Source organism: Pseudomonadota bacterium, from assembly GCA_039193195.1.
Taxonomy (GTDB): Bacteria; Pseudomonadota; Gammaproteobacteria; order Steroidobacterales; family JBCBZW01; genus JBCBZW01.
In genome coordinates this window covers 77,445-103,279 of the sequence record JBCCWS010000003.1, presented here as the reverse complement: position 1 = coordinate 103,279, position 25,835 = coordinate 77,445, and the positions used below count along the sequence as shown (strand labels likewise).

Here is a 25,835-nt window from a genome sequence, read left to right as displayed (position 1 = left end):
CATGTCACGCAAGATCAACTTCGCAGACACCAGACAGCCGTTGTTGCACCCGGATCATCCACGCCCAGTCACTCGCCGCGAGTTCATCTCCGCCGGCCTATTGAACGGTCTCGGCGTGGCCTTCGGCTCTACCTTGTTCGGCCTGTTCGGCAGCCCCAAGCTCGCTCGCGCTGCCCTCTCGGATGATCTGGAGACCCTGCGTCAGAGCTGCGGTATCGCCGTTCAAGGGGCGGGGCGCATCCCCTTCATGTGCTTCGACCTGGCCGGTGGCTGCAACGTGGCGGCCTCCAACGTGTTGGTTGGAGGCCCTGGCGGCCAGTACGACTTCCTGACCACCGAGGGCTACGCGCGCTTGGGATTACCGGGGGACATGATTCCGCCCGTGACCAACCCAGCCACGGGAACAAACGATTTCATTAACACGGATATGGGTATCGCCTTCCACTCCGACAGCGCCTTCCTGCGCGGTATTCAAGAGAAGGCCTCGCCCGCCACCCTCGCCAACGTGCACGGCGCGGTGATCCCGGCACGCTCGGAGAACGACACGGGCAACAACCCCCACAACCCCATGTACGGCATCTACCGGGCCGGTGCCGACGGCGAGCTGCTCACCCTGATAGGTTCGCGCAACAGCGATTCGGGCGGCCGATCGGTGGCGCCAATGGAGCTGATGGATCCCAGCGTGCGTCCTACCAAGGTGGATCGCCCAAGCGACGTCACCGGATTGGTGGACACGGGCAAGCTCGTGGGGCTGCTCGATCAGTCCGACGCCGTGGCGGTAATGGAGTCTATCCAGCGCATCAGTGACATGAAGCTGGGGCAAGTGGACACGCGGATCACCTCCGACGACATCGTTAAGGACCTCGTCAGATGTGGGTACGTGAAGTCGGCAGATCTAGCGGACAGATTCGGTAACCCGGCCGCTCTCGATCCGGAGATCGACCCGGACATCGTCGGTGAGGCCGGGATTTTCACCGCCGAAGAGCTGGGCGACAACGATATCCGCAAGACCGCATCGGTGATGAAGCTCGTGATCAACGGCTTCGCTGGCGCCGGCACGGTAGAGATGGGCGGTTACGACTACCACGGCGGTCGCCGAGCCCGGGGCGAAGAACGCGACCTCGAGGCGGGCCGCTGCATGGGAGCAACCCTCGAGTACGCTGCGCGCGTTGGCGTGCCCGTCATGCTGTACGTGTTCAGCGATGGCTCGGTCTCGGCCAACAGCAACATCGACAACACGGAGGAGGGCCGTGGCAAGTTCGAGTGGCAGTCGGACAATCAGTCCACGGCCGCTTCCTTCTTCCTGGTCTACGACCCGAACGGAAGGCCAACGCCGTTCACCGGCGACTCGCTCGGGCCCGAGCGACACATCCAAATCGGCCACTTCCGTCCCGACGGGTCGGTGGAGTCCTCGAGTACGCCGGCCGCCAACAACGTCAACCTGCTGGTGCAGACCGTAATACTCAACTACTTGGCCTTGCACGGGGAGCAGAACCGCTTCGCGGAGATCTTACCCGCGCACGGCTTGGGCAGTGTGGCCCTTCGCGATAGCCTTACGGCCTTCGACCCGATAGTGAACGGTTCGCTTGGCTGAACGACTCCTCGCCACCCGGGCGCCGCTGACGGCGTCTTCTGCAGTGCGCTGCGACGACTCTCGTCGCGGCGCCGTCGTCGCGCCCGGGGCGGCGACGATTCAACGCATCAGCACGCTGCCCGCACCCGCGCAGCGAGTGCGCGCCCTCGAGGCAGGCCAAGTGCTGGTGCTCGAAAGCCCACCCGCCGCCTTTGCCGGCCTTCTGCGCCGTGCTGCGGAGCTGGTCGAGGACGCCCTCGGGCTGGAGGGACCAGCGGCCATCGCCCACTGCCTGCCACCCCCAGTGTTCTTGGAGCGCGGGCGCGCGCTTCAGCAGCGCTTCGCCAGTGATGCAACGGTGCGTGATGCGTTTTGGCAAAGCGTAAGCGAGATGGAGATGGCAGGCGCCACTTTTCGCGATCAGCTGTTCCTGCGTGTCCTGCCGCCGCAGGCGAGCGGCCATGGTGCATTTCCTCCCCTGCACCCACACCGCGACACCTGGGGATCGCGGGTCATGTGTCAGGAGAACTGGTGGGCGCCGGTGTCGCCCGTCTCGCGCTTGAACACCCTGGGCCTGTATCTACAGCACTGGCAGCAAGCGATCGAGAACGAGTCCGATACTTGGTCCTTCGAGGACTACCGAGCGCATCGTAAGGCGGCCGGCGAAGGCCGACCGTTAGCATATCCGTCCGCACCGCGCGCGAAGTGGCCGCCGCCGGCAGGGGAGGCGACACCGCTTGAACTGCCTGTCGGCCATCTCGCCCTCTTCTCCGGCGCCCAGCTGCACGTCTCTTTGCCCAACCACAGCGGCGTCACGCGCTTCAGCGTGGAAACCAGAACCGTGTGCCTGCGGGACGGGCAACTCCCAGCCGGGCCGCAGAACGTCGATACGGCATCCCGGCCTCCCTACCTCGGGTGGTTTCGCGATCGCCAGGGCACCTCTCTCGCCGAGGTCGTCGACACCCAGGGCAGGTGATCGTTCGAGCGACTACAATGCCGGCCCATGATGACCACACTTCCCTCCCGCGCAGGACACTTCTGCAGCGCGCTGGTCGCCGCCATGGCGCTAGTTGGGTGCTCAGAGGCCCCGCCGCCGCGTAACCTCGCCAGTGCACGCTTGCTGAGTATCTCCCTCGCGGCCGCGCCGGAGCATGGCATCGTGTCGCTTGCGGCAGATGGCGCGGACGATGCCGAGCGCTGGCTCTATCGGGCTCCTGCGGGCAGTGAGATTCGCCAGCTTGCCGTGGCCCGTGACGAGTCCTTTTTGGTTTACAGCTTCGTCCCGCCGCCTCAGGGCAACGCGCGCCTGTTCGACCGCAGCGCCCTGTACCGGATGGATCTGACGGCGCCCGAAGGCAACGCCGAGCGCCTGATCGGCGGCGACACGGCGGGCGAGTACCTGCTGGAGCCTGCCCTGTCTCCCGACGGACGCTACTGCTACCACGTGCGCGTGGCTGCCTCGGACGATGCGATCAACGCCTACTCCGACGTCACCCTACGCCGTTTGGATCTTCGTACGGGCGAGGTACAGGACATCATCGCCAACGGTATCTGGCCCACGGTGTCTCCGGACGGGCGCAAGATCGCCTTCGTCGGAGTGCAGCCGCTCTCTCAGCAACGTGGATTGTTCTTAGCGAACGCCGACGGGAGCAAGCTCGAGATGCTCGTGCGCGTTGGTAAGTTCTTCGACGTGGACGCGCCGGCCTTTACACCGGACGGGCGACACTTGGTGTTCGCGGTGGCGGAACAGGACACGCGGATTCCCGCCGGCCAGAGGAGGAGCCTGTCTTCACGCTTGCTGTCGCTGATACCAATCAACGCTGCGCAGGCGCATAACGATCACGATGTGGCATCGGACTGGTGGCGCGTGGCGACTGCCGGAGGCGAGCCCGAGCGCCTTACGCAGCAGGAGCAGATTATGAGCTACGGTGCCTTCGCCGGGAGCGACGGACCCTTCGCCTACGCCACCACCAACGGAATATACCTGACGAACCTATCAGGTGATTCGCCAACGGTCGTGCGCGATGAAGGAGTATGGATGAGCATGGCTTGGCTGGGAGGGCGGTGAGCATGGCGTCCACAATCCCGCTGAGCCTGCTGGCCCTCGGCCTGGCGGCTCTGCTGTTGCTAGGGGCCTGTGCGCCGTCGCCGAGCGAGTCCGAGCAGGCCATGGCGGATGAGCACGCGCACCACAAGCACACGGGGAGCGATGGCGATGCCGAGGTTCGTGCGATGCTCGAAGGGGCGAGCGTCGCCTCAGCTCAGTCCACGCCCTCGTCCTGGCGCGCCCTTCGCGCGGAAGTGGCGGCGGGGCGCATGAGCCTGGACGATCACGGCATACCCGAGAGCCTGGTGCCGGTGGCGAGCAAGCTCAGCGACGGCGGGCATTTTCGCATCAGCCTAGAGGCGCCCGCGGGGGGGGCGAAGATCAATCGACTGCTCACTTACACGATCGCCGTGGACGATCCCGGCGGCCTGCCCGTGGCGAATGCGCAGCTCGACTTCGTTGGCGGTATGCCCCTGCACGATCATGGCTTCCCCACCTCACCGGCGATCGGTGAAGCGTCGGCTCCCGGGCGCTACCCGCTAGAGGGGCTGCGCTTCGGCATGAAGGGCTGGTGGCAGCTGGTGCTGTCGGTGCAGTCAGGGGACGTCGCCGACACGGTGACCTTCGATATCGCCGTGGTCCCTTGAGCCGTGTGAGTGCGCGGGCTGCCTTCTCGGCGCTAGGGTTGCTAGTGCTGCTCGCCTGCGGGGTCCCTGCAAGCGCGACGCAAGCGCCCTGGAGTGATGCGGAGCGTTGGCTCCTGCGCAGCCTCAGCATCTTGCCGAGCCCCAGCCTGCCTGTTCCTCCGAGTCCGTCCAACGCCCTCGCTGATTCCCCCGCCGCGGCGGCCCTCGGGGAGATCTTGTTCTTCGACACGCGCCTGAGCGCAAACGGTGAGGTCTCGTGTGCTACCTGCCACCGGCCGACCCGTGCCTTCGCCGATAGCACGGCACGCTCGCAAGGCTTGAGCTCAACTGCCCGCAACGCGCCCACCGTGCTGGGCGGTGCGTATCAGCGTTGGCTTTACTGGGACGGGCGTCGCGACAGCCTATGGTCCCAGGCGCTCACGCCGATCGAACACCCCGACGAGCAGGGGCTGGGCCGCGTGGCCGTGCTCGCGCTGGTGGCGCAAGACACCACCTATCGGGATGCTTGGCGTCGCCTGTTCGACGAGGCGCCCCTCGATGTATCCGATATGCAGCGCTATCCCCGCCACGCCACTCCGCGCGGTGATGCGCCTGCGCTCGCGGCCTGGCGACGTATGGCACCGGCCGACCGGGAGCAGGTCGATGCTGCCTTCGCGCGCGTAGGAAAGGCAATCGCCGCCTACGAGCGCACCCTGTCACCCGCGCCATCGCGCTTCGATCGATACGTCGACGCCGTGTTGGCGGGGGATGAGACCGGGGGTGAGTACCTCGACGATCAGGAGCGATTGGGCCTAAGGCTATTTATCGGTGAGCGGGCCCAGTGCACCCAGTGTCACAACGGTCCGATGCTCAGCAATGGTGGTTTCCACAACATAGGCCTTGTCGCCCAAACGGCCACCGCTACCACAGCGGACCTCGGCCGGGCGGCGGCGGTGCGCGAAGTGCAGGAAGATCCCTTTAACTGTCTTGGACCGCACAGTGATGCACCGGCCGAGGCCTGTGCCGAACTGCGCTTCATGAAGCAGCGCGGTGCGGAGCTGCTCGGCGCCTTTCGCGTTCCCACGCTGCGCAACGTGGCGCGCACGGCGCCCTACATGCACGACGGGCGCTTTGCCGACCTGCCGACGGTGCTCGCCCACTACGTGGCAGCACCCACTCAGGTGCTCGGGCACCAGGAACTCGATCCCCTGCGCCTGAGCGCCGAGGAGTTGGCCGCTTTGATCGCGTTTCTCAGGGCCCTGAGCGGTGAGGAGCTCGCCAGCGGTGTCGCCTCGGGCACGTGAACATCTCGCACCTTGGCGATCTTTGCTCCCTGCTCGAGGCGGGCGCTATAGTCGCTCTCAAAGCCCCAATGGGTTCGCCTGAAAGCGGTAGGACTGTGCCTTGAAGTTAGCTGAGATTCGCGTCTATCAGGTTGATCTTCCGCTGGTGGAGGGCCGCTACAGCTGGTCTGAAGGCAAGTTCGTCGAGGTGTTCGACAGTACGGTCGTAGAGATGATCGGCGACGACGGTCGCTACGGCATCGGCGAAGTCTGCCCCCTCGGTCCCTTTTACCTGCCGGCATTCGGGCCAGGTGCTCGCGCAGGCATCGGTGAGCTCGCGCCGAGCTTGCTGGGGCAGGACCCTACCGCCCTCGGGCCGATTAATCGCCTTATGGACCGCGCCCTGCTCGGACATCCCTACGTCAAGTCCGCCATCGACATGGCCTGCTGGGACCTGTTCGGCAAGGTCTGCGAAAGGCCCGTCTGTGACTTGCTGGGAGGGCGCCATGGCGAACACGTCGTGCTCTATCGAGCGATTAGTCAACGCTCCGTGGAGGAGATGGCGCAGAACGTCGCCGAGCATCGCGCCGCGGGGTACACGAAGTTTCAGCTGAAAGTGGGCGGCGAACCGTCGACGGATATCGCGCGTATCCACGCAGCCGCCGATGTGCTTTGCGAGGGTGAGCTACTAGTCGCCGATGCCAACACAGGCTGGCGCGTAGACGATGCCTTGCGCGTGGTGCATGCGGTGCGTGATCGCGATGTGTACATCGAGCAGCCCTGCCGAAGCTACGAGCACTGCCTCACGGTGCGGCGCAAAACAGCGCTTCCCTTCATTTTGGATGAGAACATCACCGATCTCGGGGCGTTTATGCGCGGTCATCACGACGGCGCCATGGACGCGATCAACTTGAAGATCTCCAAGGTGGGCGGCCTGAGCAAGGCGCGGCAAATCCGCGATCTGTGCGTCTCCCTAAACGTGCCGATGACCCTGGAGGACAGCTGGGGCGGTGACATCATTACCGCGGCGATCGCCCATCTCGCCCACTCCACGCCGGAGCCGTTGCGCTTCTCAGCCACAGACTTCAATAGCTACGTCACGGTGAGTCATGCCAGTGGTGCGCCGACGCGCGTAGACGGTCGTATTCAGGCCTCGCGAGCCCCGGGGCTTGGCGTCGAACCGCGACGCGAGGTGCTCGGCGAGCCGCTGGCTGTGTACAGCGCCTAGGCGAGGAGTGTTGCGATGGAGCTGCGGGTGTTCGACGCGCAAGCGGTGGTTCAGGGGACGCCCTGGGTGCCCATGATCGATGCGATCCGCGACGCCTTCCGGGCCGAAGGCGTCTCGCCGACGCGCCACCACCACGCGGTACCCAGTGCCCAGCCGAGTGACGAGGATCTCACCTTGCTGCTGATGCCCGCCTGGCACGGTCGGGGCGGTGCCTTTGGGCTCAAGGTGGCAGCCCTGTCCTCAGCCAATGCATCCGTTGGGTTGCCCACCTTGCACGGTGTCTATCTCCTGTTCGAGCCCGGTACGGGCGTACCGCGGGCCCTTCTCGACGCCGGGGAGCTCACCGCCCGACGCACTGCGGCCGCCTCGGCCTTGGCATCGCGCTACCTCTCGCGCGAGGACTCGCACACGCTCTTTATCATCGGCACGGGTCGAGTGGCGCGGCAGCTGGTAAGCGCGCACTGCGCGGTGAGGCCGATCCGAGAGGTGCGCGTATGGGGGCGTCGGCCGGAGCGGGCGCAAGCCTTGGCGGACGCCATCACGGCGGACCTAGGCGAGGGGCAGCGGTGCACGACCGTGTCCGATGTGGCGAGCGGCGCGGCGGGCGCGGACATCATCAGCGCTGCCACGTCGGCCCGGTCACCGCTCCTACGCGGCGATTGGGTGCAGGAGGGTACGCACGTCGATCTTGTGGGGGCTTACACGCCCGCTATGTGTGAGGCGGACCCGGCGCTCGTCGCGCGGGCCGATCGGGTGTTCATCGACACCTGGGAGGGCGCGCGCGATGAGGCGGGTGATCTCCTGCAGGCGATATCCGCCGGTGCGTTTTCCTTCGATTCGGTAGCGGGCGATCTGTACCAGATGTGCGCCGGTGATGGATGCCTGCGCCGTAGCGCGGGCGAGATCACCCTGTACAAGTCCGTCGGCACTGCCCTGCAGGACCTTGCTGCGGCCGAGCTCTGCGTACGCGGTGCCGCCTAGGCGCGCATATGTCGCCCGCCCGTGCGCAAAACGGACCTTGCATAGTGTCGAGGGCGTCGGCGAGCTAGGCCGGCGGCCCCCCTAGTCGATCGACACGCCTGCTAAGTCAATGGCTTATGTTGGTACCCGCGTGCTCCGCTCGCCTCCGGTACACTACGGCCTTCTAAAGTTTGAGCTAATTCAGGCGTTACCTATCATGAACGAGAAGAAGACCGCAACAGCGGCTGTGAAGGCGTCGACCATGTCGCGCGCGGGGACGATCGGGATGTTCGTATTGGCCCTAGTGCTTGCCGGTTGTGGCGGAGGCGGCGGAGGCGGCGGTAATCCAGCGCCGCCCCCACCCCCCACCAACTCGGCGCCCACGATCAGCGGCACGCCGCCAGCGATGGTGGATCAAGATGCCCAGTACGCATTCTCCTTTACCGCCAACGATGCGGATGGCGACACCCTGTCCTTTACCATCGATGGCGCGCCCGCCTGGCTCATGCTCGATGCCGCCACCGGCGACCTCTCCGGCCAGCCTGGTAACGCAGATGTCGGGGTGAGCGCGGACGTTACGGTTAGCGTGAGCGATGGTGAGCTCTCCGCAACGAGCGCGCCCTTCAGCGTGGAAGTGGTGAACGTGAATGACGCCCCCGTCTTCACCAGCGCGGCCTTGCCCACGATGGCGACGGAAGATGATCCCTTCACCTTCCAGCTCACCGCCATCGACGCGGACGCAGATGCGCTGACCTTCGGTCTGCGAAATGCCCCAATTTGGTTGCTGGTCGACCCGATGACTGGTGCTTTGAGCGGTACGCCGACCAACGCCGACGTGGGCGTCACCACAGACGTCATCGTGACGGTCAGTGACGGCACTGCCACCACCAGCAGTGCGGGCGTCACGCTGGAAGTGGTCAACGTGAACGATGCGCCCGAGCTCGTCGGCGCCCTCCCGGCGACGGCCACAGAAGACGCTGCCTTCGCCTTCCAGTTCAACGCTACGGACGCCGACGGCGATACGGTCACCTTCTCCATCGCCAACGCCCCCGCGTGGGCGACCCTGGACCCGGCCACCGGTGAGCTTTCCGGCGCGCCGACCAATGACGACGTGGGCATTACCGCCGGTATCGTCGTCAGCGTCTCCGACGGCGTGGACACCACCTCTAGCGCCCCCTTTACGCTCGAGGTGCTGAACACCAACGATGCGCCGCAAATCACGGGAGTTGCACCGACCACCGTGGATGAGGGCGCCACCTACGCCTTCACGCCTTCGGCGAGCGACGTCGACGTGAGCGATAACCTAACTTTTTCAATCGCTAATACGCCCTCTTGGGCGAGCTTCGATCCGGACACCGGCGCCCTGACCGGCACCCCCTCCAACACGGACCAGGGCGAGTACGCGGACGTCACGATCAGCGTGGGCGACGGCATGAGCACCGCCAGTCTCGATCCCTTCACGATCACCGTGGTGGACATCACGACGGTGATGATTTCCGGCGTGGTGACCGACGCGCCGGTCGCCGATGCCGCCATCTTCGGCAGCTTCGACGGCGATGACTTCGAAGCCACCGCGGACGGCAGCGGTAACTACACGATCACCTTGCAGCGTCGGGAAGGGGAGTTCGATGCGGATGCGCTGGTGACCCTGCGCGCCTTCGGCATGGCGGCCGGTCAGGAACAGGTGGAGCTCGTCTCCGTGCTGGGCAGCCTCGCCCAGCTGGTCGAGGCCGCCGGCGCGGACGAGACTCTCGGGGCGAGCGAGTTTCCACGCCTGAACGTGACCCACGTGAGCACGGCCCGCGATCTGCTGTTACCGGATTTCAACGGCGGCGCCGCCGCGACCGACGCCGAAACCCTGGCGCGCGCCGAGACCGCCATCCCGTTGCAGTTGCTCCTCGACACGGCCGCTTTGATCAAGGCCATCGCCGACGACGGGCTGATCGCTGTGCCCGACGGTGAGACCGTGCTCGGACTGCTGCTCCCGGACGGTATGGAGTCGCGCCAAGAGGCGATCGCCGCCCTGCTGGAGGCGCAAGGTCTGCAGGATGCCGATGGCGTTCGCACGGACGCCTTCGCCCAGGCGCTAGCGGATGCCCAGGCCGACACTTTGGCCGACGGCAATGTGGTCGCCGGCTTCGATGCGGCCACGCTTGCAGGCACGCGCGTCTGGGCGGACGAGTCGGCGCCCGATCATCTCCTACGCGACATCGCGGTGAAGTCCGTGGTTGACCTTGCGGACGGTGGCACTGGAACCTTCTACCGCCAGCGCTACGAGGCCCTCGGCGCGCGCGCCCAAAAGGTGCGCACGGACGCGATCTCGCTTACCTGGGCCTTGATGGACCAAACACTTTCGTTGACTTTCGGGGAGGCCGACGCGCTCGCGGTGGCTACCACCACCGATGTCGTCTTGGCGGATCGTAACGATCTGGTCTCTGAGTTCGGCTTCGATCAAGAAGTCGTCGACTTTATCACCCAAGCGCTCGTGGACGGCGACCCGGTCCCCGATCCCCTGCCGGTGCGCACGCGCCTCGCCTCGCGCACGGCCCAGGCCGTGAGCAGCGTCGATGGCGATGTGCAGGCGATCGTCGAGGAGAGCGAAGTGAGCGACTTGGATCAGGTGCTCACCGATCTCGAGTGGCCGGGAGACCTGCCGAGCGGGACGCGCGCGAGTGAGTTGACGCGGGTGATCTCGCCGGCGACGGCGCGCGAGGGCGATCTCGCCGACGACGTGGTCTCCCTGCAGGCCTGGGCCGTGCCCGTGCGCTACGACCTCGGCGGCAGCTTCGACACGGCACCTGGCATCGCCGTGGACTTGTTCACCCTGCGCCAGGACGGACGCACCACGGTCGGCCCCCTGAGCGACCTCGACTTCGCCTGGAACCTGGTCGACGGCGCGCTCGTGCTCACGAGCGAGGATGAGGAGGGAACGACCGAGCGCTTCACCTACCAGCGTTTGCGACGCCTGTTCGATATCGAGTTCGTGCTGGTCACCTACGAGGTGGACGGCGAGGTGATGCTGCGCTTCACCGACTGGATGGCTCGCCAGCGCAACGATGGGGTGAACCTCCTCGAGGATCTGCTGGCCGCGGAGCCGAACTACTGGGCACCGGTCACCGCCGAGCCCAACTTCGGCGGGGAACGGGTCGATCGCAGCAGCATTTACCGAGCCGACGGCTTGCCCGACCCGCAGCGTGTGTCCGGCTACCTGTTCAGCGCCGACCTTAGCGCGCGCCTGTTCGAACCGGGGCCGGCGACCTGCCTGAGCGACGACTCGCGCGGCTGCTTCGAGACCGCCGGCACCTGGACCTACACCAGCTCCGCCGACACCGCGCAGATCGTGCTTACCGGTGACTTCGCCCTATTCGATCGTGACCTCACCTGGGAGCTGCTCGACTACGATGTCGAGGCCGATGTTGGCACCGTGCTCGAGTTCGAGTTCAGCCTCTTCGACGACGGCATGGGCGGGGAAGGCCGTCAGGTGCGCGTGCCGCCGCGCTTGAACCGCATCGACCTGCAGACCCTCGACGATTACCCCGCCGAGCTTCAGGACGCGCGCAACGTGGGCTTTCTCGAGGATTGAACGCCCCTGCCGCCGGGGCGGCAGCAACCGTCTCGCTGCCGCGCGTTGGAGGAACTCCAGGTACAATGGCGACCTTGGTTTCGTTTTCATCGCGAACTTTATCTCAAGCAGAGGCACCCCTGTCGTGAGCAACTTCGAGCAGCAGAAAGCCAAATTCCAAAGCGCCGATGGTTTCATCGCCGCCCTCGACCAGAGTGGCGGCAGCACGCCGAAGGCGCTGCGCCTGTACGGCGTGGCCGAGGATGCCTGGTCAAGCGACGAGGGGATGTTCGACCTCGTGCACCAGATGCGCACGCGCATCATCACTGCGCCCGCCTTCAACGGCGATCGCATCCTCGCCGCCATCCTCTTCGAGATGACCATGGATCGGGAGATCGACGGTCGCCCCACCGGTGAGTATCTCTGGGAGGAGAAAAATGTGGTGCCCCTGCTCAAGGTGGACAAGGGTCTCGCCGAGCAGTCGCAGGGCGTGCAACTGATGAAGCCCATGCCGGGCCTCGATGAGCTCCTGGCGCGAGGCAAGGCCAAGGGCATGTTCGGTACCAAGATGCGCTCGGTGGTGAAGCAGGCCAACGGCGAGGGCATCGCGGCCATCGTCGAGCAGCAGTTCGCCGTGGGCAAGCAGATCGTCGCCGCGGGCCTCGTGCCCATTATCGAACCGGAGGTGGACATCCACTGCCCGGACAAGGCGGGTGCCGAAGAGATCCTGCACGCCAACATTGTGCAGCACCTCGATGCGCTCGGTGACGATGAGCTGGTGATGCTGAAGCTGACCCTGCCGGAGCAGGACAACCTCTACGCCGACTGCATCGCCCACCCGCGGGTGCTGAAGGTGGTGGCCCTGTCCGGTGGCTATAGCCGTGAGGAGGCGAACGCTCGCTTAGGTCGCCAGAACGGTATGGTAGCGAGCTTCTCGCGCGCCCTGAGCGAAGGCCTTTCCGCGCAACAGTCCGATGAGGACTTCAACAGCACCATGGATGGGTCCATCCAGAGCATCTTCGAGGCCTCCAAGACCTAGTATCCGCGTACGCTCGAGAGGCGATCATCGCCTCAACCTTCACGCCCTGGGGCTAGCGGGGCGTGTCACTCAGACCTCATCGCCGGTGCCGCCAGCCAGTCGATCCGCTAGCTGTGCATACTGGCGAACACCCAAGAAACGGTCCGGGTCGAGCTGCGCCAGTCGTTGCCGTTTGGCCTCGTAGGCCTGTCGCGTCAGCGAGCGGAAGAAGGTGCGAAGGCCCTCTTCATAAGGAGGCTCGAAGGTCCAGCCGATCCCTAGCGCATCGACCATTTCGCCGATCATGAAGTGTCGCGGTGCCAGCAAAGGGCGGCCGTAATAGCCTCCTTCGTACAGGCGGTTCGGGAGCAGCCAGCGGCTGTTGTGTGCCTCGTTGACCAGCTCGAAGGCCCAAGTGAAATCGATGTCTTCGTATAGCCGTGGAAGGTCTTCGGGGTGGGCGTATTCGCCGCCGTAGTGCATACGCGCGTTAGCTTGCACCTGAGCTGAGAACTGCCCTGCGTCGAGGCGCGTCGGGTAGCCATGGAATCGGCAGCAAACCCTCGCCACCGCGTCGTCGCTGAGGGACTGCAGCATCTGCATCGAGCGCTCGCATCGGATGGCACCGAAGTAGCCGATGGTCCAGGTGGGTGGCGCGCCCGTGTCTGCCCCTCGCGTGTGGGGCACCGGCGCCGTCGTCGGCGCGGGGACTGGCGGGTATAGCTTGTTCTCGAGCAAACTCCAGGCACCGTTGAAGCCGTGGCGAGGTGCAAAGTAGGCCTCGATGAACCGCGGGGAGGTGACGACCAGCCGGGCCACGCGCTTGAGGGCCCAGCGCTCCATCGCGCGCAGGCACTTGCTGCGGAGCGAGTTGCGCGTCAGGGCTGGCTGAATGTCCGCCACTTCGTAGGCGATAGGGGGAAACGCCGATCGGCCCACTGCCGCACCTATCGCTAGTAGTAGCAGATCGAGATTGACTGCGTAGACCGCCCGGACGTCGGGCGATTGGCGCAAGGTCTTGCGGATGCGTCCAACAGCGCGCAGTAGGGGCAGCAGTCGGTCGAGGTAAGCGCGGTCGCGAATCGTCCCCAGATCGACGTTGTGCCAGTCCGGCTCGAGGTCTCGGTTGTAGCGCTGACGGCGGAAGGTGAGGGCGATGACCTCGAAGCCCTGATCCGCGAAGGCATGGATGCGCTTGGCGACGCGGCTGTCCGTGCAGTCGGGGCCAAGGAAGATCAGCTTGCCGCGGTGGTGGCGGTTCGGGGGGGCAGTCAACCGGTGAGCTCCTCGCGGCGATCACACGGCCGCTCGCCTCTACGGCGTCCGATGCTAATCCTGCTGCTCGCGCGGCGAAAGGGTGTAGTGCAAGAGGTCCCGCGAGCGCGTGCTCGCGAGACCCGTGCCTTGCTCAACGCTCAAGGATTAGTCGTCGTTGAGGGCACCGTTCAGGCGTAGACCGTCCTCATCCGCCACACTGTCGGACCACAAGTAGGCGTCGCTCCACAGGTAGGCGTCGGACCAGAGGTAGCCATCGCTCCAGAGGTAGGCATCGGACCAGAGGTAGCCATCGCTCCAGAGGTAGGCATCGGACCAGAGGTAGCCATCGCTCCAGAGGTAGCCGTCGGACCAGAGATAGCCGTCGCTCCAGAGGTACGCTGAGCTCCAGCTGGCATCGCCCCACAGCTGCGCCGTGTTCTCCACCAGCATCACCGTGCCGTCAGCTGAGCGCGCCATCAGGGGCGACAGGGCGTTTGCACTGACCGTACCCTGGTCGTCGAGGGCGGCCTCGATGTCCAGAAGACCTGCACCCACCTTCGTCGGGCCACCATCGATCTTCTTCGAAGAGCGCATTAGGCGAGCCTTGATCGTGTCCGGCGTTAGGGACGAGTCCTTCTGCAGCATCATGGCGGCGGCAGCAGCGACGGCCGGGGCGGCCATGCTGGTGCCCGACATCTCCAGGTAGTCACCCTGGCAGCTGCTGCTCGTGCAGGGCACGACGCGATCGGACAGGTCGCTGCGCAGCCTGCTGTTGTCGGTGATCGTGGAGATCACCCGATTGCCCGCTGCCACGAGATCGGGCTTGAGCACGAAGTCGATCGCCGTCGGTCCCTGCGAGGAGTAGGTGGAGGGGAAGTCGTCGAGCGGGTTGAAGCCCGTGCCGTTGTCCGTGAGCGAGCCCACGGTGATGACCTTGCGCGAGTTGCCCGGGCTGGTGATGGTCATGTGCCCGTCGCGGCCGTAGTTGCCTGCGGATACGACCACGGTGATGCCCGAATCCCACACTGCCTCCACCGCCTGAACTAGCGGATCGACGCGGTTGGATCGCAGGACGGGCATGCCGAAGGAGAGGTTGGCCACCTTGATGTCATGCTCCGTGCCGTGCTGCAGGAGCCATTCCATCGCGGCTAGGGCGCCGGACAGGCTGCCGCGGCCATTCTCGTCGAGCATCCGCAGAGAGTAGACCTTCGCCTCAGAGGCCGCACTGCGGTGCGTGCCGTTGGAGCTGTCGCCATCGGCCGCGACGATGCCTGCCACGTGGGTGCCGTGACCGTTCGGGTCGTGGTCGGTGACGTAGGCATCGGGGCCAGCGTTGTAGTGGTCGAGCACCTGATTCGGGCTGAGCGCGTCGCAGTGGACGGCGGCGAGGTGGTACTCGCCCTGCCAGTCGCGATTGCCGTTGTCCGCTTGCGTGCTGAACTCATTGGCGATCGCAAGCTTGAAGTTGGGATTCCAGTTGGAGAAATCGCCGCTGATGGTCTCGACTGCGCGCTGCTGCCCATCGACGTAGAGGCGCGCGTTGCCCTGAGCATCGCGGACGGCTACCACGTGTTGAAGGTCGGTATTGACAGCGTTGGATGGACTGTACAGCTGGCGGCCTACGCCGTTGTTGCCAGTCGTGGTCGTACGTAGGCGCATGACGTAGCGATTGCCGTCCTGCGCGAGCGTGAAGTTACGATGGCCGGCGTTCAGGGAGAAGGTGATGATTCGCGCAGGGCCACCTTGACCTAGCGTCTGCGGCTTCACCCAGGCTTCGAGGGAGATCTCGTTGCTAGCGCGGCACGCGTTGAAGATACGATCGCTGCCTGTCGCGGCAGTGGCGCGTGTGGCGCCGTCGATCTCAGCGGTGCGCTCTTCCCACTCGTAGTTTGTGTTCTCGAAGAGCAGGTCAGCGGGCGTCTCACCGGGGCTGGCGGAGCGGTCGAAGACTCGCCGGCCCTGGCCTTCGTCGAAGATGTACAGGGCCTCGGCTGCCTGGTCGTGGCGTACGCCGTTAGCGGCACGCGTGTAAGGCGTTACTAAGTGGATGCGCTCGACGTTGTCGAGGTCTCCATGGAAGCCCACGCCCGAGTCGACCACAGCCACGTTGACGCCGTTGCCGCGGTACTGGGCGTTGGGACTGTTGGCTTGGGGGGCCTTGTTCGTACGGCGCGAGGCAGTAGAGGCGCCGAGCACTTCCCGATCCAGCGATAGACCGGCAACGTGCGGGTCCATCGCCAGCGCCTCGAGGGAGTTCGCCGGCAGGCTGACGGCCCGCATGTTCAGCGCGTCGAACTCCTGCGTGACCACACCGCCAAGGGCTGCCAGTCTCTGCGCGTCGAACAGCTCCGGTCGGTCGTCCAGGTACGCAACGAGGTTCACCCGCTGATCTCCACCCATGGCGAGCACGGCGGCGAGCGCTGGACCGATCTTGTCGCTGACACTCGGGGTGACGCCATCACGAGCGGCGCTGCGCTGGGTGCCCTGGGCGGTATCACCCACCGGGTCGCCAGGCAGGGTGTCGATCGCACCGGAGGGCGGGGCCTCTAGGTCTGGCACGTCGCCCGTACGCTGGGACCAGGGAAAGCCAGCAGATTCGAAGCTCGCTTCGGCGCCAGGCACCATGGGGTCCAGCGAACCTCCCGCGTGCGCTCCAGGCGCTATATCGGTGGCTGCAAACAGCGCTTGTGCCTCGGTTGGATCCGAGGGTGCGCGTGGTGACAGTGCGGTAGCCGCCGAGATGGCGACGACGACGGCGATCCCGAGGGAAGTACTCTTATTCACGTTGATCAGCCCCAAAGGTGTGTGCCTGAAGATGCACGTATTTCATCAGGGGCCATGAATCCCGGCGGTGTCTTTGCGACGCGCTCCTCAGATCCAAGTGTGAATGTGTTCAAGTAATCGCACGGTAAAGTGCTCATTACGCCGTTCTTCTTGACCGAACGCCGCGCGCAAGCGTGGCGAGCGCGTAGGTCGCTCCCTTGCGTCTCGCCTTGTCGCCTCCGTCCGCGGCGGTAGAGTAATAGCCCTCGCTGACCCTGCCGATCGCTTTGGGACCCTCGCTTATGCAACGCCGCCAGTTCCTCGCCACTGCTGCCTCGGCCCTCGCGTGGGCGTCGGTCGGAGCGGTCACGCCCCCGCGGCGCCCCCTGATCAAGGCGCCGCCGTTGCGCGTCGGCGATCGCGTGGGCCTGGTGAATCCAGCAACTGCTGCCTTCAAGCGTGCGCCGATCGAAATCATGCAGGAAGCCCTCGAGTCGCTCGGTCTCGAAGTGGTGCTCGGCGAGCATTTCTATGATCGCTTGGGCTACTTCGCCGGCGAGGATGAGGCTCGAGCATCGGACATCAATGGGTTCTTCGCGGACCCCTCGGTCCGGATGATCTTTGCGCGTGGCGGGTGGGGATCGGCTCGATTGCTCCCCTTACTCGACTACGACATGATCGCCAACAATCCGAAGGTGCTCCTCGGTTACAGCGATGCGACCGCGCTGATCAACGGCGTCCACCAGCGCACGGGGCTCGTGACCTTCCATGGGCCGTCGCCCCTGGATCGCTTCTCTGCGCGGTACTTCCAGCGGGTTGTGATGGCGGGTGAAGCCGTGACCATGCGCAACCCCGCGGGCGCTCCCAAGGACACGCTGGTGCCCGTCGCCCACCGTATCCGCTCGCTTTGTGGCGGCAAGGCCCAGGGGCCGCTGCTAGGCGGCAACCTCACCGTGCTCACTGCGATCATCGGCTCAGCTTACGTACCGGACTTTGGCGGTGCCATGCTGTTCCTGGAAGACGTGGGCGAGGCGGTCTATCGCGTCGACCGTATGCTCACGCAGCTGAAGCTCTCCGGGATCCTCGACCGTGTCGCCGGGATCGTCTTCGGCCGCTGCACGGACTGCGGACCTGGCACCGACTACGGCTCGCTCACGCTCGAGGAGGTGCTGGCCCGCCACATCGAGCCCCTGCGCGTGCCGGCCTTCAGCGGTAGCATGATCGGCCACATCCCTAAGCAGTTTGTGCTGCCCCTCGGCTTGAGTGCCGAGATCGATGCGGACCTCGGCACGATTCGCCTGCTGGAGAGCGCCGTCGCGCCAGTGGGCTAACGGCGCATCGCACACCCGTCACCGGTTCTCAGCCTGTGGATATCGCCTCCGGCAATCCTTGTTGCTAGGATCGAAGGTCACGGTGCTGCACTAGGGACGCGGCACCTCAACACCGATCGAATAACAACGATGCTAGGCGAGGGCAGTGTTGATGTCGATTATGTCAAAGAAGCGGGTGCCCGTAGGTGCTGGCTCGGCAGCGGTGTCGTTTCTGACACTGGCCTACTGCACAGCGTGGGCGCAGCTGCAGTTCACTGATGTCACGGCGAGTGCGGGCGTGGAGTTCTTCCAGACCGGGGACCATCAGGTGCCGATTGGCGCCGGTGCCGCCTGGCTGGACGTAGATGGCGACGGCGACGATGACCTCTACACCACGCAGATGGTTGGCTGCAATCGCTTGTACCTCAACGATGGGCAGGGACAGTTTACGGAAGTTATAGGTGCCGCTGGCGCCGACGACTGTACCGGCGTCAGCTTCGCAGTGGGGGCGGCGGACATCGACAACGATGGCGATCAAGATCTGTTCGTCGGCAACAAGGGGCAAAATCGCCTGTACGCCAACAGCCTCGTTGACGGTGAGCTGCGCTTCATCGACATCACCGAGAGCGCCGGCCTCGCCAACGACGGGGCGCGCACCACGGGTGTCATCACCTTCGGTGACTTCGATGCGGATGGCTTTCTCGATGTGTTCGTCGGCAACCACATCGTGCCCCCGGAGAGCCCGGAGAACGGGTTTTTGCCCGTTACCTGCACGCCGGACTACCTATGGCACAACAATGGCGACGGCACCTTTACGGACGTGGGACCTGGCACGGGCATCGCCCTATCCGGACTCCCCGAGTCGGCGGGCTGTGCCCTGGCCGCCACCTTTACGGACTTCGACAACGATGGCGACGCTGACCTCGCCGTAATCAACGATTTCGGTACGCAGAGCGGTACCGGAGTACCGAACCGCTTGTTCCGCAATGATGGTCCCGGCGTCCTGTCCTGGACCTTCACGGACGTAAGCGACGCGGTCTCCTTCGACTACCCCCAAGCGGGGATGGGCATCGCCGTCGGCGATATCAATCGCAACGGCTCCTTCGACTACTACTCGACGGACGTGGGCTCCAACGACTTCGCTTCGGGTGATCCCTTCGATCTGATCTTTGCCAACGTCGCGAAGTTTCTCGGCGTGGACGCCAACGATCAGGACATCTTCGGCGGGCGTGGGCTCGTCGGCTGGGGCACGGGGCTGTTCGATCTCGACCACGACGGCTGGGAGGACCTGATCGTCGTCAACGGGGGCGTGCCGATCGAGAAATTCCCGGCGACCTTCGGCGGCGCGGACTACCAGCACGAGAACCCGGTCTACCTGTACCTGAACAACTGGCCTAGCACCTTCCCCGAAGTCCACGAGCAAGTGGGTTTGACGGCCCAGAAGCTGTACCGCGGCTCCGCTGTGACGGACGTCGACGATGATGGTGATCTCGATCTGCTGTTCTCCACCTTCGAAGGCACCAACACGCTGTATCGAAACGACCTAAATCCGGCCGGGGACGAGGCGCACTGGGTGAAGGTGCGCGTGGAGGGTACCCTGTCCAACCGCGACGGGATTGGGACCCGTCTGCGCCTGACCACAGCGACGGGTGCCGAACTGATTCGAGAGGTGGACGGTGGTTCTGGCTACGCGGGTCGAAACACGCTGCAGGTGCACTTCGGGACCGGCTCGGAAGATCGAGCGGATATCAATGCGGTATTCCCGAGCGGCATCGAGACCGAGGTGCTCGACGTTTCCCTGGATCGCACGGAGACCTTTATCGAACCCCTACTCTCAGCACGCTTCGCCTCAGACGAGCAGGTGACGGGGCCTGCCGGCGAGACCTTCTCCTTGGAGTTGACCGTGCGCAACCACAGCGCCAGCACGCAGACCCGCGAGCTGTGGATTCTGCGCCAGACGCCGGCGGGGGCCGAGGTCGTCTTGCGCGAAGCCCGCGAGCTTAGCCTCGGTGCGGGCCAGTCCTTCTCCTTCGCCGTTGCCTTGCCCACCACACCTAATACGCAGCTTGGGCGTCACCGCATCATTGTGCGCTCAGGGGAGTTCCCCGACGTGCTCACGCAGCAAGATCACGTAGACATCAACCTCGTGGCTCCGTAGCAGGTTGGCTGGCCCTGAATGAAAGAGGCCGCTGAGGTGAACCCTCGGCGGCCTTCGCGTGAGTGGTGGGGGAGGCGTGGAGCCTCCCCCGAGTCATTCCGGCGCTCTCATTCGTTCGGCGTGTACAGATCGCGCACTCGGAACTGGCGGTAGGTCGGTACGCTTACGCGCAGGGCCAGGGCCACATCACCGTTGGGCGTCAGCTCATCGCCGCGGGCGAAGGCGAAGTCGATGATGCCCGAGTTGGCGTAAATGTTGCCGTTCTCCAGCAGCTGGGCGGAGCCCAGAGCGAAGGAGTAGCGCGGCGTGGAGAGGCTGCGCACCAGCGTGGCTTCCATGGTGTTCTCATCGAAGCTGTAGAGCTGAGCGCGGCTACCGCAGCCGTTCACGGGATCCGCGACGCAGCCGGACAGGGCGTTGCCGTTGTCGTACACCAGCATCTGGTTGTCGCCGATGAAGTTGTTGTCGTGCTGGTGGCTCTGCCAGAAGTCCGGGTCAGCGCCGTCGGTGAGGGTGAAGTCACCGTCCTTACCGAGGTTCCACTTCACCGCACCGCTGCCGAGGCCATCGCCGTAGTCGATGCCCATCATCCAGTCGAGGTGGCGGATGGACATGACGATGGTGCCGTCCGACTCGCGGTAGCCGAGGGCGTTGCTGTGCAGCCAGTCGTTGGCTTCCACCACGCCGTCCGGCTCACTGCCGGGGCCTTCGGGGCCGTAGTCATCCTGGGAGATGAACAGCGTGGGGCAGCCGGGGCCGTTGGTGACGCAGATCTCACCGAGGATGGCGAGCTTGTCGAGGTTGACGTGCTCGAAGGCGTCCCATTGCCAGATCACCTGCATGTTGCGATCGAGGCCGAGGATGATGTCGGACAGGATGTCGACGGGACCGTCTTCACCCTGGGCACCGTCGAGGCGGGCTTCCGAGTGGGCGAGGATGATCCACTGGCCGTTCGGCAGTTCGCGGGCCTCGTGGTGCACGGTGGTCAGCGGCACGGTGCCGCCGTTGGCGGTGAACTGCTCCGATAGGCGTCGGGCGTTGGTCTCACGCAGGGTATTGCCCACGAGATCGATCTCGCGCACGCGGAAGCGATCCGAGCCCGCCGCGGCGCCGATCAGCATGATGCGACCGCCGCTGGACATACGCGTCAAGGTCACTCCGCTCTCATCTGCCGCGGGCGGGTTGTAGTACCACACCACGTTGCCGTCGAGATCCACGGCGATTGGAGTGCCGCCATTGCCGGCTGTGGGGCCGATGAGGACGAAGCGCTCAGCGGTGCTCATCTCTTCCGTCGCGGCAGACTCCACCGTGACCTCCGGGATGTCCTCCAGCCCCTCCGGGATAGCGCCGCTGGTGAACTGGCGCAGCGGGCCTTGGACCACCTCGTTGCCGTTCGGGGCGAGTAAGACATGGTTGAGGTCGTAGGTGGTGTTCGGTAACAGGCCACCGACGTAGAAGTTCATGGCCGAGGTGCCATTGCAGGGCTTCGCGTTGGTGGAAACCGGCGCATCACCGCTGCCTGTCGGGGCGAACTTCACGGCCATGCGCAGGCCGGCGGGGCAGGCGGGGGCGCCGTAGATACCGACCAAGGGGTGGCGCGTCTCACGGATGCTCACACCCGGGGTCGGGCGAATGAGAAAGCCTGCGCGAAGGGTTTCGAGATTGACCCCGTCGCGCACGGTCATGGTGATGGCGTAGCGACCGACCTCGATCGGCGTCCATCGAAGGCCGTTGATCGACGTGTAGTCGTAAACCACCTGCTGTTGGCCACCGATACGGGTGACGGCGAGGCGGTAGGTCGCATTCTCCGGAGCGTTCTCCACGCTCCAGCTGATGGAGGTACCGGGCAGCTGCCCGGGAGGCAGATCCGATACCAGGTTGAGCTGAGCGTTCGCCAGCCCGGCAGCGAGTGCAAGGCCGGCCGCCACGAGCGGCCGAGTGTGTTTGAGGGTCATTTCACCATCCCTAGCGTTGGCGCTTTTCGAATACTGATTCGCGAATCAGTTTGCTTATTAGAGCGATCCATGGATGCCCCAACATATTGTCGAGACGCGTCAAATATAGCGAATGTTTTAGGGATCGTCGCGCCGATTTCGCGTATTGAATCTGCAGTAAATTGCTGCGATGAACAAACAAGTGTCCCAAACATAGCGCAGTCTGTTGATTCTGTTGTGTGTATCGCCGCACGCGACGGATCGGGACTGTCCTGCTTGGCCTTGAATCAGGAGCTTAGATATGAATCGCAGGTCGCGTTTCGAGAGCGCTCAGGCGCTTGAGGCCCCCACGACGGGGCCGTCGACCGGGGGCAGGGGGTACTTTAGACCGGTGGCGCAATTGAACAGGACGGCGTGGTCGGTGGGCCCGATGAGGCCTCGCTCGCGTGCCAGCTGCCATGCCACGTAGGTGGCTGCCCCTTCCGGGCACAGAAGCAGGCCTTCCTGGGCCGCAACTTGCGCAACGGACTGCGTCGTGTGCTCATCATCCACCGCGATGGCAAAGCCGCCGCTTTCACGAACAGCCTTGAGAATCAGGAAATCGCCGATCGCCGCCGGCACCCGAATGCCCGTAGCCACCGTGTGGGGATCCACCCAGGGTTGCGCATGGCTATCCCCACGCTCGAACGCGCGCACTATGGGCGCGCAGCCGCTTGCCTGCACTGCCACCATGCGCGGCATGCGCGCGTCGTCGAGCCAGCCGAGTTCACGCAATTCGGCGAAGGCCTTCCACATACCGATCAGGCCCGTGCCGCCGCCCGTGGGATAGAAGATGACATCGGGCAGGCGCCAGCCCAACTGCTCGGCGAGTTCTAGTCCCATCGTTTTCTTGCCCTCGATGCGGTAGGGCTCTTTGAGGGTGGAGACGTCAAACCAACCCTCACGTGCCCTGCGCTCACCTACCAAGCGACCGCAATCGTTGATATAGCCATCGACCCGGTACACGGTGGCGCCCTGCAGGGCGGTCTCTTCGATGTTGATCGCCGGAGTGTCCTTGGGGCAGAAGACATGACAGGGCAATCCGGCGCGTGCAGCGTAGGCGCTCAGGGCAGCGCCTGCGTTGCCGTTGGTGGGGATGGCGAAGGCGCTCGCGCCGAGTTCCCGGGCCATCGTGACCGCCATGACCAGACCGCGCGCCTTGAAGGAGCCTGTCGGCAAGCGGCCCTCATCCTTCACCGTGAGCCGTGCCCGCGATCCGCCGAGCCGAGGCAATTCCACCAGCGGGGTCATCTGCTCACCAAGGCTCACTCGATTGGCGAGATCCTGTACCGGCAAGAGCTCTCGATAGCGCCATAGGGTGGGCGCTCGATCGCGCAGGTCTTGGCGTCGAACGGCTCGACCTACGGCATCCAAATCGTAGTGGACGAGCAGCGGCGCGCCGCTCGGCGAGAGGTTGTGCAGCTGGCCTGCGGGCAGGCGTTCGCCGGTCTTCGAACAGCTCAGATGGGTAACGAAGCAGCGATCAACGGTGGTGCCCATAGGACAACTTCCTTGTTTTGCGGGGGTGGCGGAGCCTTGTGCTAGGCTCAGCCCACAGGCGTGCGCCTATCCTCGCACACTCCTAGATCAGCACAGCACAAGCAACGGAGCTCCCATGCCCTGGACCGTGGCCCCCCTAGCCTTCTCCTTGTTCGCGGCAGGGGTGGCCTGCCTGGCGCCGACGGTGAGCGCAGCGGTCACACCTGAGCAGCTCGAGCGGGCGATCGACGCGGATTACCCCTACCTCGGCCGCTTATTCGTTCACTTCCATCGCAACCCAGAACTATCCTTTCGTGAGGAGCACACCGCCAAGCGCCTGGCCCAGGAGCTTCTCGACGCGGGCGTGCCAGAGGTGACCACCGGCGTCGGTCGCACAGGAGTGGTGGCCATTCTGCGCAACGGTCCCGGGCCGGTGGTGATGATTCGCGCCGACATGGATGGCTTGCCCGTGCGCGAGATGTCGGGCCTCGAGTACGCCTCCGAGGCGAAGCAAACGAATATCTTCGGTGATGAGAAACCCGTCATGCACGCCTGCGGCCACGACATGCACATGGCGTCCCTGGTGGGTACGGCGCGCCGCCTGGTGGCCATGCGCGAGGACTGGTCTGGCACGGTGGTGTTCATCGGACAACCAGCTGAGGAGCGCATCACTGGCGCCAAGGCAATGCTCGACGATGGTCTCTACGAGCGCTTTCCGCGCCCGGACTACGCCCTTGCCCTGCACGTGGCGGCGGGCGAGCCGGCTGGGAAGATCGGCGTCAGCTCCGGTCTGACCTACTCGAGTTCGGACAGCGTGGATATCACCGTGCACGGCGTTGGGGCGCACGGCGCCTCGCCTCACCGCGGGAAGGACCCGGTGGTACTCGCCGCCCAAATCATCCTCGCCCTGCAAACGCTGGTGAGCCGTGAAGTATCTCCCCTCAAGCCTGGCGTGGTCACCGTGGGGTCCATCCACGGCGGCCAGAAGCACAACATCATCGGCGAGCGCGTCGACCTGCAGCTAACGGTGCGTTCGAATGACGAGGACACGCGTCGGCGCCTGCTCACGGGCATCGAACGCATCGCCATCAACGCCGGTCGTATGGCGGGGTTCCCCGAAGACAAGCTGCCCACGGTGACCTTCCTGGAAGAGTCCACGCCAGTCACCGAGAACGACCCGGCCCTCGCCTCACGCATCATTCCCCGCCTCCAACGCGATATGGGAGAGGACCAGGTGTACTTCGCCGAGCAGAAGGGTATGGGGGCGGAAGACTTCGCCTACTTCACGAAGACCACGCATGCTGTACCGGGCTTCTACTTCCGCGTGGGCGGCACCCTGGAGGCAGACCTGATTCGCGAACGTGACGGCGGTGCGCAGGTGCCCTCGCACCACTCACCGTTTTTCAAGATCGCGCCGGAACCGTCGATTCGGGCGGGCGTGAAGGCGATGACCCTGGCCGCGATCGAACTACTCGATACCCCGGCAGAGCCCACCGGGGCTGACGCCTCCCGATAGCCCAACCCTTGGCGCGGGAATCTCGCTCGCGATCACTCAACCCACTTGCCGCGCGCTTATGCGACCGCTGTCACATCTGATCGGCCACCCCCCGGTGGCGCGCGGGCGCGTCACGATCGCCTCCCTGCCACACTCCTTTCGAGCAATGCATAGACGCGCGGAAGGAGGCCCCCAGTGATCTGCGAGCGACTAGAGATGGTGAAGAGCGTGGTGGTGGGTGCCCTGATGGCCTTAGCGTTCGTCTTGATCGGTCCGCCGACGGGAGGCGCGCCCGAGGCGTTGGAGCCGACCGTCGCATTGGTGGATCACTCGCCCGCCAGCGGCGGTGAGTACCTCACACAGCTGATCAGCGAATGAGCGAAGGTGGGCTTCCCGGCTCGTCGAGATCGCGGTCCTAGCCGCGCCAGCTGCTTGGCTCATCGGGGCATCGGGCCACCGGTTCGGGTCGGCTGTCGACGAGGCCCGAACGCCAACACTCATCGAACACCGAGCAGTAGCACGCCTCGAAGCGGTAAGTGAAGCGCGCCTGATCGATCGCCGCCCACAACCCATCAGGCCTGCCATCGTAGGGGATGCCGAAGACGAGGATGCCCTCGCCGGGAGCGAGGACGCGGCCCCCTGGGGTGGTTGTGTAGGTACTCGCTCCAACGTCGCCTGATCCGCCGCCGCCCTGCGGCGTCGGCGGCCGTGTCCACTGCGGGTCATAGCTGTGGCGGATCAGTTCGCCTATGTGTCGGAGGGGCGTCTCATCATTCGCGTAGATCACGAAGGACTCCAGGCGCAGCGGACCCACACCGGTGTTGGTCAGGGCAAGCTGGATCACGCGTTCGCCATCCACCAGGTTGCTCGAATCGAGCTGGAGGTAAGGCCAGCTGTTAGCCTCTACCAACCGCTCCATGGAGTCGGCGTTTTGCACGGCGATGAAGATGGAGGCGGCCGAGGTGGCGAGGGCGGCGAGGCTGACGACGATGCCGAACCAGTCACGCCTCGAGGCGGGCGCGGGCACTTCGGCGGATTCGGGGATGTCTTCCATTGTGGCGCTCGAGGCGTGTTCTTAGGGAAATGAGCAGACGATAGCGGCC

Annotated in this window: 18 protein-coding genes; 13 read left to right on the top strand and 5 right to left on the bottom strand. The window is 65.1% G+C overall.

What is annotated here, in order from left to right; translation table 11 throughout:
- The first annotated feature begins 1 nt into the window (after position 1).
- From AAGA68_04785 to AAGA68_04745, 9 genes are all read left to right on the top strand, one after another.
- Positions 2-1,594, top strand: a complete 1,593-nt coding sequence (locus tag AAGA68_04785) for a hypothetical protein (GenBank protein MEM9384353.1) — start codon at positions 2-4, stop codon at positions 1,592-1,594.
- A complete protein-coding gene (locus AAGA68_04780; GenBank protein MEM9384352.1) occupies positions 1,587-2,549 on the top strand; it encodes a hypothetical protein in 963 nt (320 codons plus the stop codon). Before AAGA68_04785 ends, AAGA68_04780 begins: the two co-directional genes overlap by 8 nt.
- A gap of 27 nt (positions 2,550-2,576) precedes the next feature.
- Positions 2,577-3,641: a hypothetical protein gene (locus AAGA68_04775; protein ID MEM9384351.1), complete on the top strand. Its 1,065-nt coding sequence runs from the start codon at positions 2,577-2,579 to the stop codon at positions 3,639-3,641.
- 2 nt (positions 3,642-3,643) lie between these two features.
- Positions 3,644-4,267 (top strand): FixH family protein, encoded by a 624-nt coding sequence (locus tag AAGA68_04770; GenBank protein MEM9384350.1) that lies wholly within the window; start codon positions 3,644-3,646, stop codon positions 4,265-4,267.
- Between the two features lie 5 nt (positions 4,268-4,272).
- On the top strand, positions 4,273-5,550 hold the full coding sequence (locus tag AAGA68_04765; protein MEM9384349.1) for a cytochrome c peroxidase: 1,278 nt from the start codon (positions 4,273-4,275) through the stop codon (positions 5,548-5,550).
- Between the two features lie 100 nt (positions 5,551-5,650).
- Positions 5,651-6,757, top strand: coding sequence for a cis-3-hydroxy-L-proline dehydratase (locus AAGA68_04760; protein MEM9384348.1), 1,107 nt, complete (start codon positions 5,651-5,653; stop codon positions 6,755-6,757).
- A 15-nt stretch (positions 6,758-6,772) separates the two neighbouring features.
- Entirely contained in the window at positions 6,773-7,738 is a 966-nt protein-coding gene (locus tag AAGA68_04755; protein MEM9384347.1) for an ornithine cyclodeaminase family protein, read from the top strand.
- A 196-nt stretch (positions 7,739-7,934) separates the two neighbouring features.
- Positions 7,935-11,300: a putative Ig domain-containing protein gene (locus AAGA68_04750; protein MEM9384346.1), complete on the top strand. Its 3,366-nt coding sequence runs from the start codon at positions 7,935-7,937 to the stop codon at positions 11,298-11,300.
- Positions 11,301-11,424: 124 nt separating this feature from the next.
- Entirely contained in the window at positions 11,425-12,318 is an 894-nt protein-coding gene (locus AAGA68_04745) for a fructose bisphosphate aldolase (protein ID MEM9384345.1), read from the top strand.
- 69 nt (positions 12,319-12,387) lie between these two features.
- Here the strand turns inward: AAGA68_04745 and AAGA68_04740 are convergent, their stop codons facing one another.
- Both AAGA68_04740 and AAGA68_04735 read right to left on the bottom strand, forming a co-directional pair.
- On the bottom strand, positions 12,388-13,572 hold the full coding sequence (locus AAGA68_04740; protein MEM9384344.1) for a hypothetical protein: 1,185 nt from the start codon (positions 13,570-13,572) through the stop codon (positions 12,388-12,390).
- A 147-nt stretch (positions 13,573-13,719) separates the two neighbouring features.
- Positions 13,720-16,338, bottom strand: a complete 2,619-nt coding sequence (locus AAGA68_04735; GenBank protein MEM9384343.1) for a S8 family serine peptidase — start codon at positions 16,336-16,338, stop codon at positions 13,720-13,722.
- A 281-nt stretch (positions 16,339-16,619) separates the two neighbouring features.
- On the opposite strand from AAGA68_04735, the gene AAGA68_04730 reads away from it, so the two are divergent.
- Both AAGA68_04730 and AAGA68_04725 read left to right on the top strand, forming a co-directional pair.
- The gene (locus tag AAGA68_04730; GenBank protein MEM9384342.1) at positions 16,620-17,648 is read left to right on the top strand and encodes an LD-carboxypeptidase; all 1,029 of its coding nucleotides are present in this window, start codon (positions 16,620-16,622) and stop codon (positions 17,646-17,648) included.
- A 151-nt stretch (positions 17,649-17,799) separates the two neighbouring features.
- Complete coding sequence (locus AAGA68_04725; protein MEM9384341.1) at positions 17,800-19,785, top strand: CRTAC1 family protein; 1,986 nt, start codon at positions 17,800-17,802, stop codon at positions 19,783-19,785.
- Between the two features lie 107 nt (positions 19,786-19,892).
- Here the strand turns inward: AAGA68_04725 and AAGA68_04720 are convergent, their stop codons facing one another.
- Both AAGA68_04720 and AAGA68_04715 read right to left on the bottom strand, forming a co-directional pair.
- The gene (locus AAGA68_04720) at positions 19,893-21,740 is read right to left on the bottom strand and encodes an aryl-sulfate sulfotransferase (protein MEM9384340.1); all 1,848 of its coding nucleotides are present in this window, start codon (positions 21,738-21,740) and stop codon (positions 19,893-19,895) included.
- A gap of 309 nt (positions 21,741-22,049) precedes the next feature.
- Positions 22,050-23,258, bottom strand: coding sequence for a threonine synthase (locus AAGA68_04715; protein ID MEM9384339.1), 1,209 nt, complete (start codon positions 23,256-23,258; stop codon positions 22,050-22,052).
- Between the two features lie 115 nt (positions 23,259-23,373).
- On the opposite strand from AAGA68_04715, the gene AAGA68_04710 reads away from it, so the two are divergent.
- Positions 23,374-24,753, top strand: a complete 1,380-nt coding sequence (locus AAGA68_04710; GenBank protein MEM9384338.1) for an amidohydrolase — start codon at positions 23,374-23,376, stop codon at positions 24,751-24,753.
- A gap of 174 nt (positions 24,754-24,927) precedes the next feature.
- On the top strand, positions 24,928-25,110 hold the full coding sequence (locus AAGA68_04705; protein MEM9384337.1) for a hypothetical protein: 183 nt from the start codon (positions 24,928-24,930) through the stop codon (positions 25,108-25,110).
- A gap of 37 nt (positions 25,111-25,147) precedes the next feature.
- On the opposite strand, the gene AAGA68_04700 is transcribed toward AAGA68_04705, so the two are convergent.
- A complete protein-coding gene (locus AAGA68_04700; GenBank protein MEM9384336.1) occupies positions 25,148-25,786 on the bottom strand; it encodes a hypothetical protein in 639 nt (212 codons plus the stop codon).
- Positions 25,787-25,835: the final 49 nt, after the last annotated feature.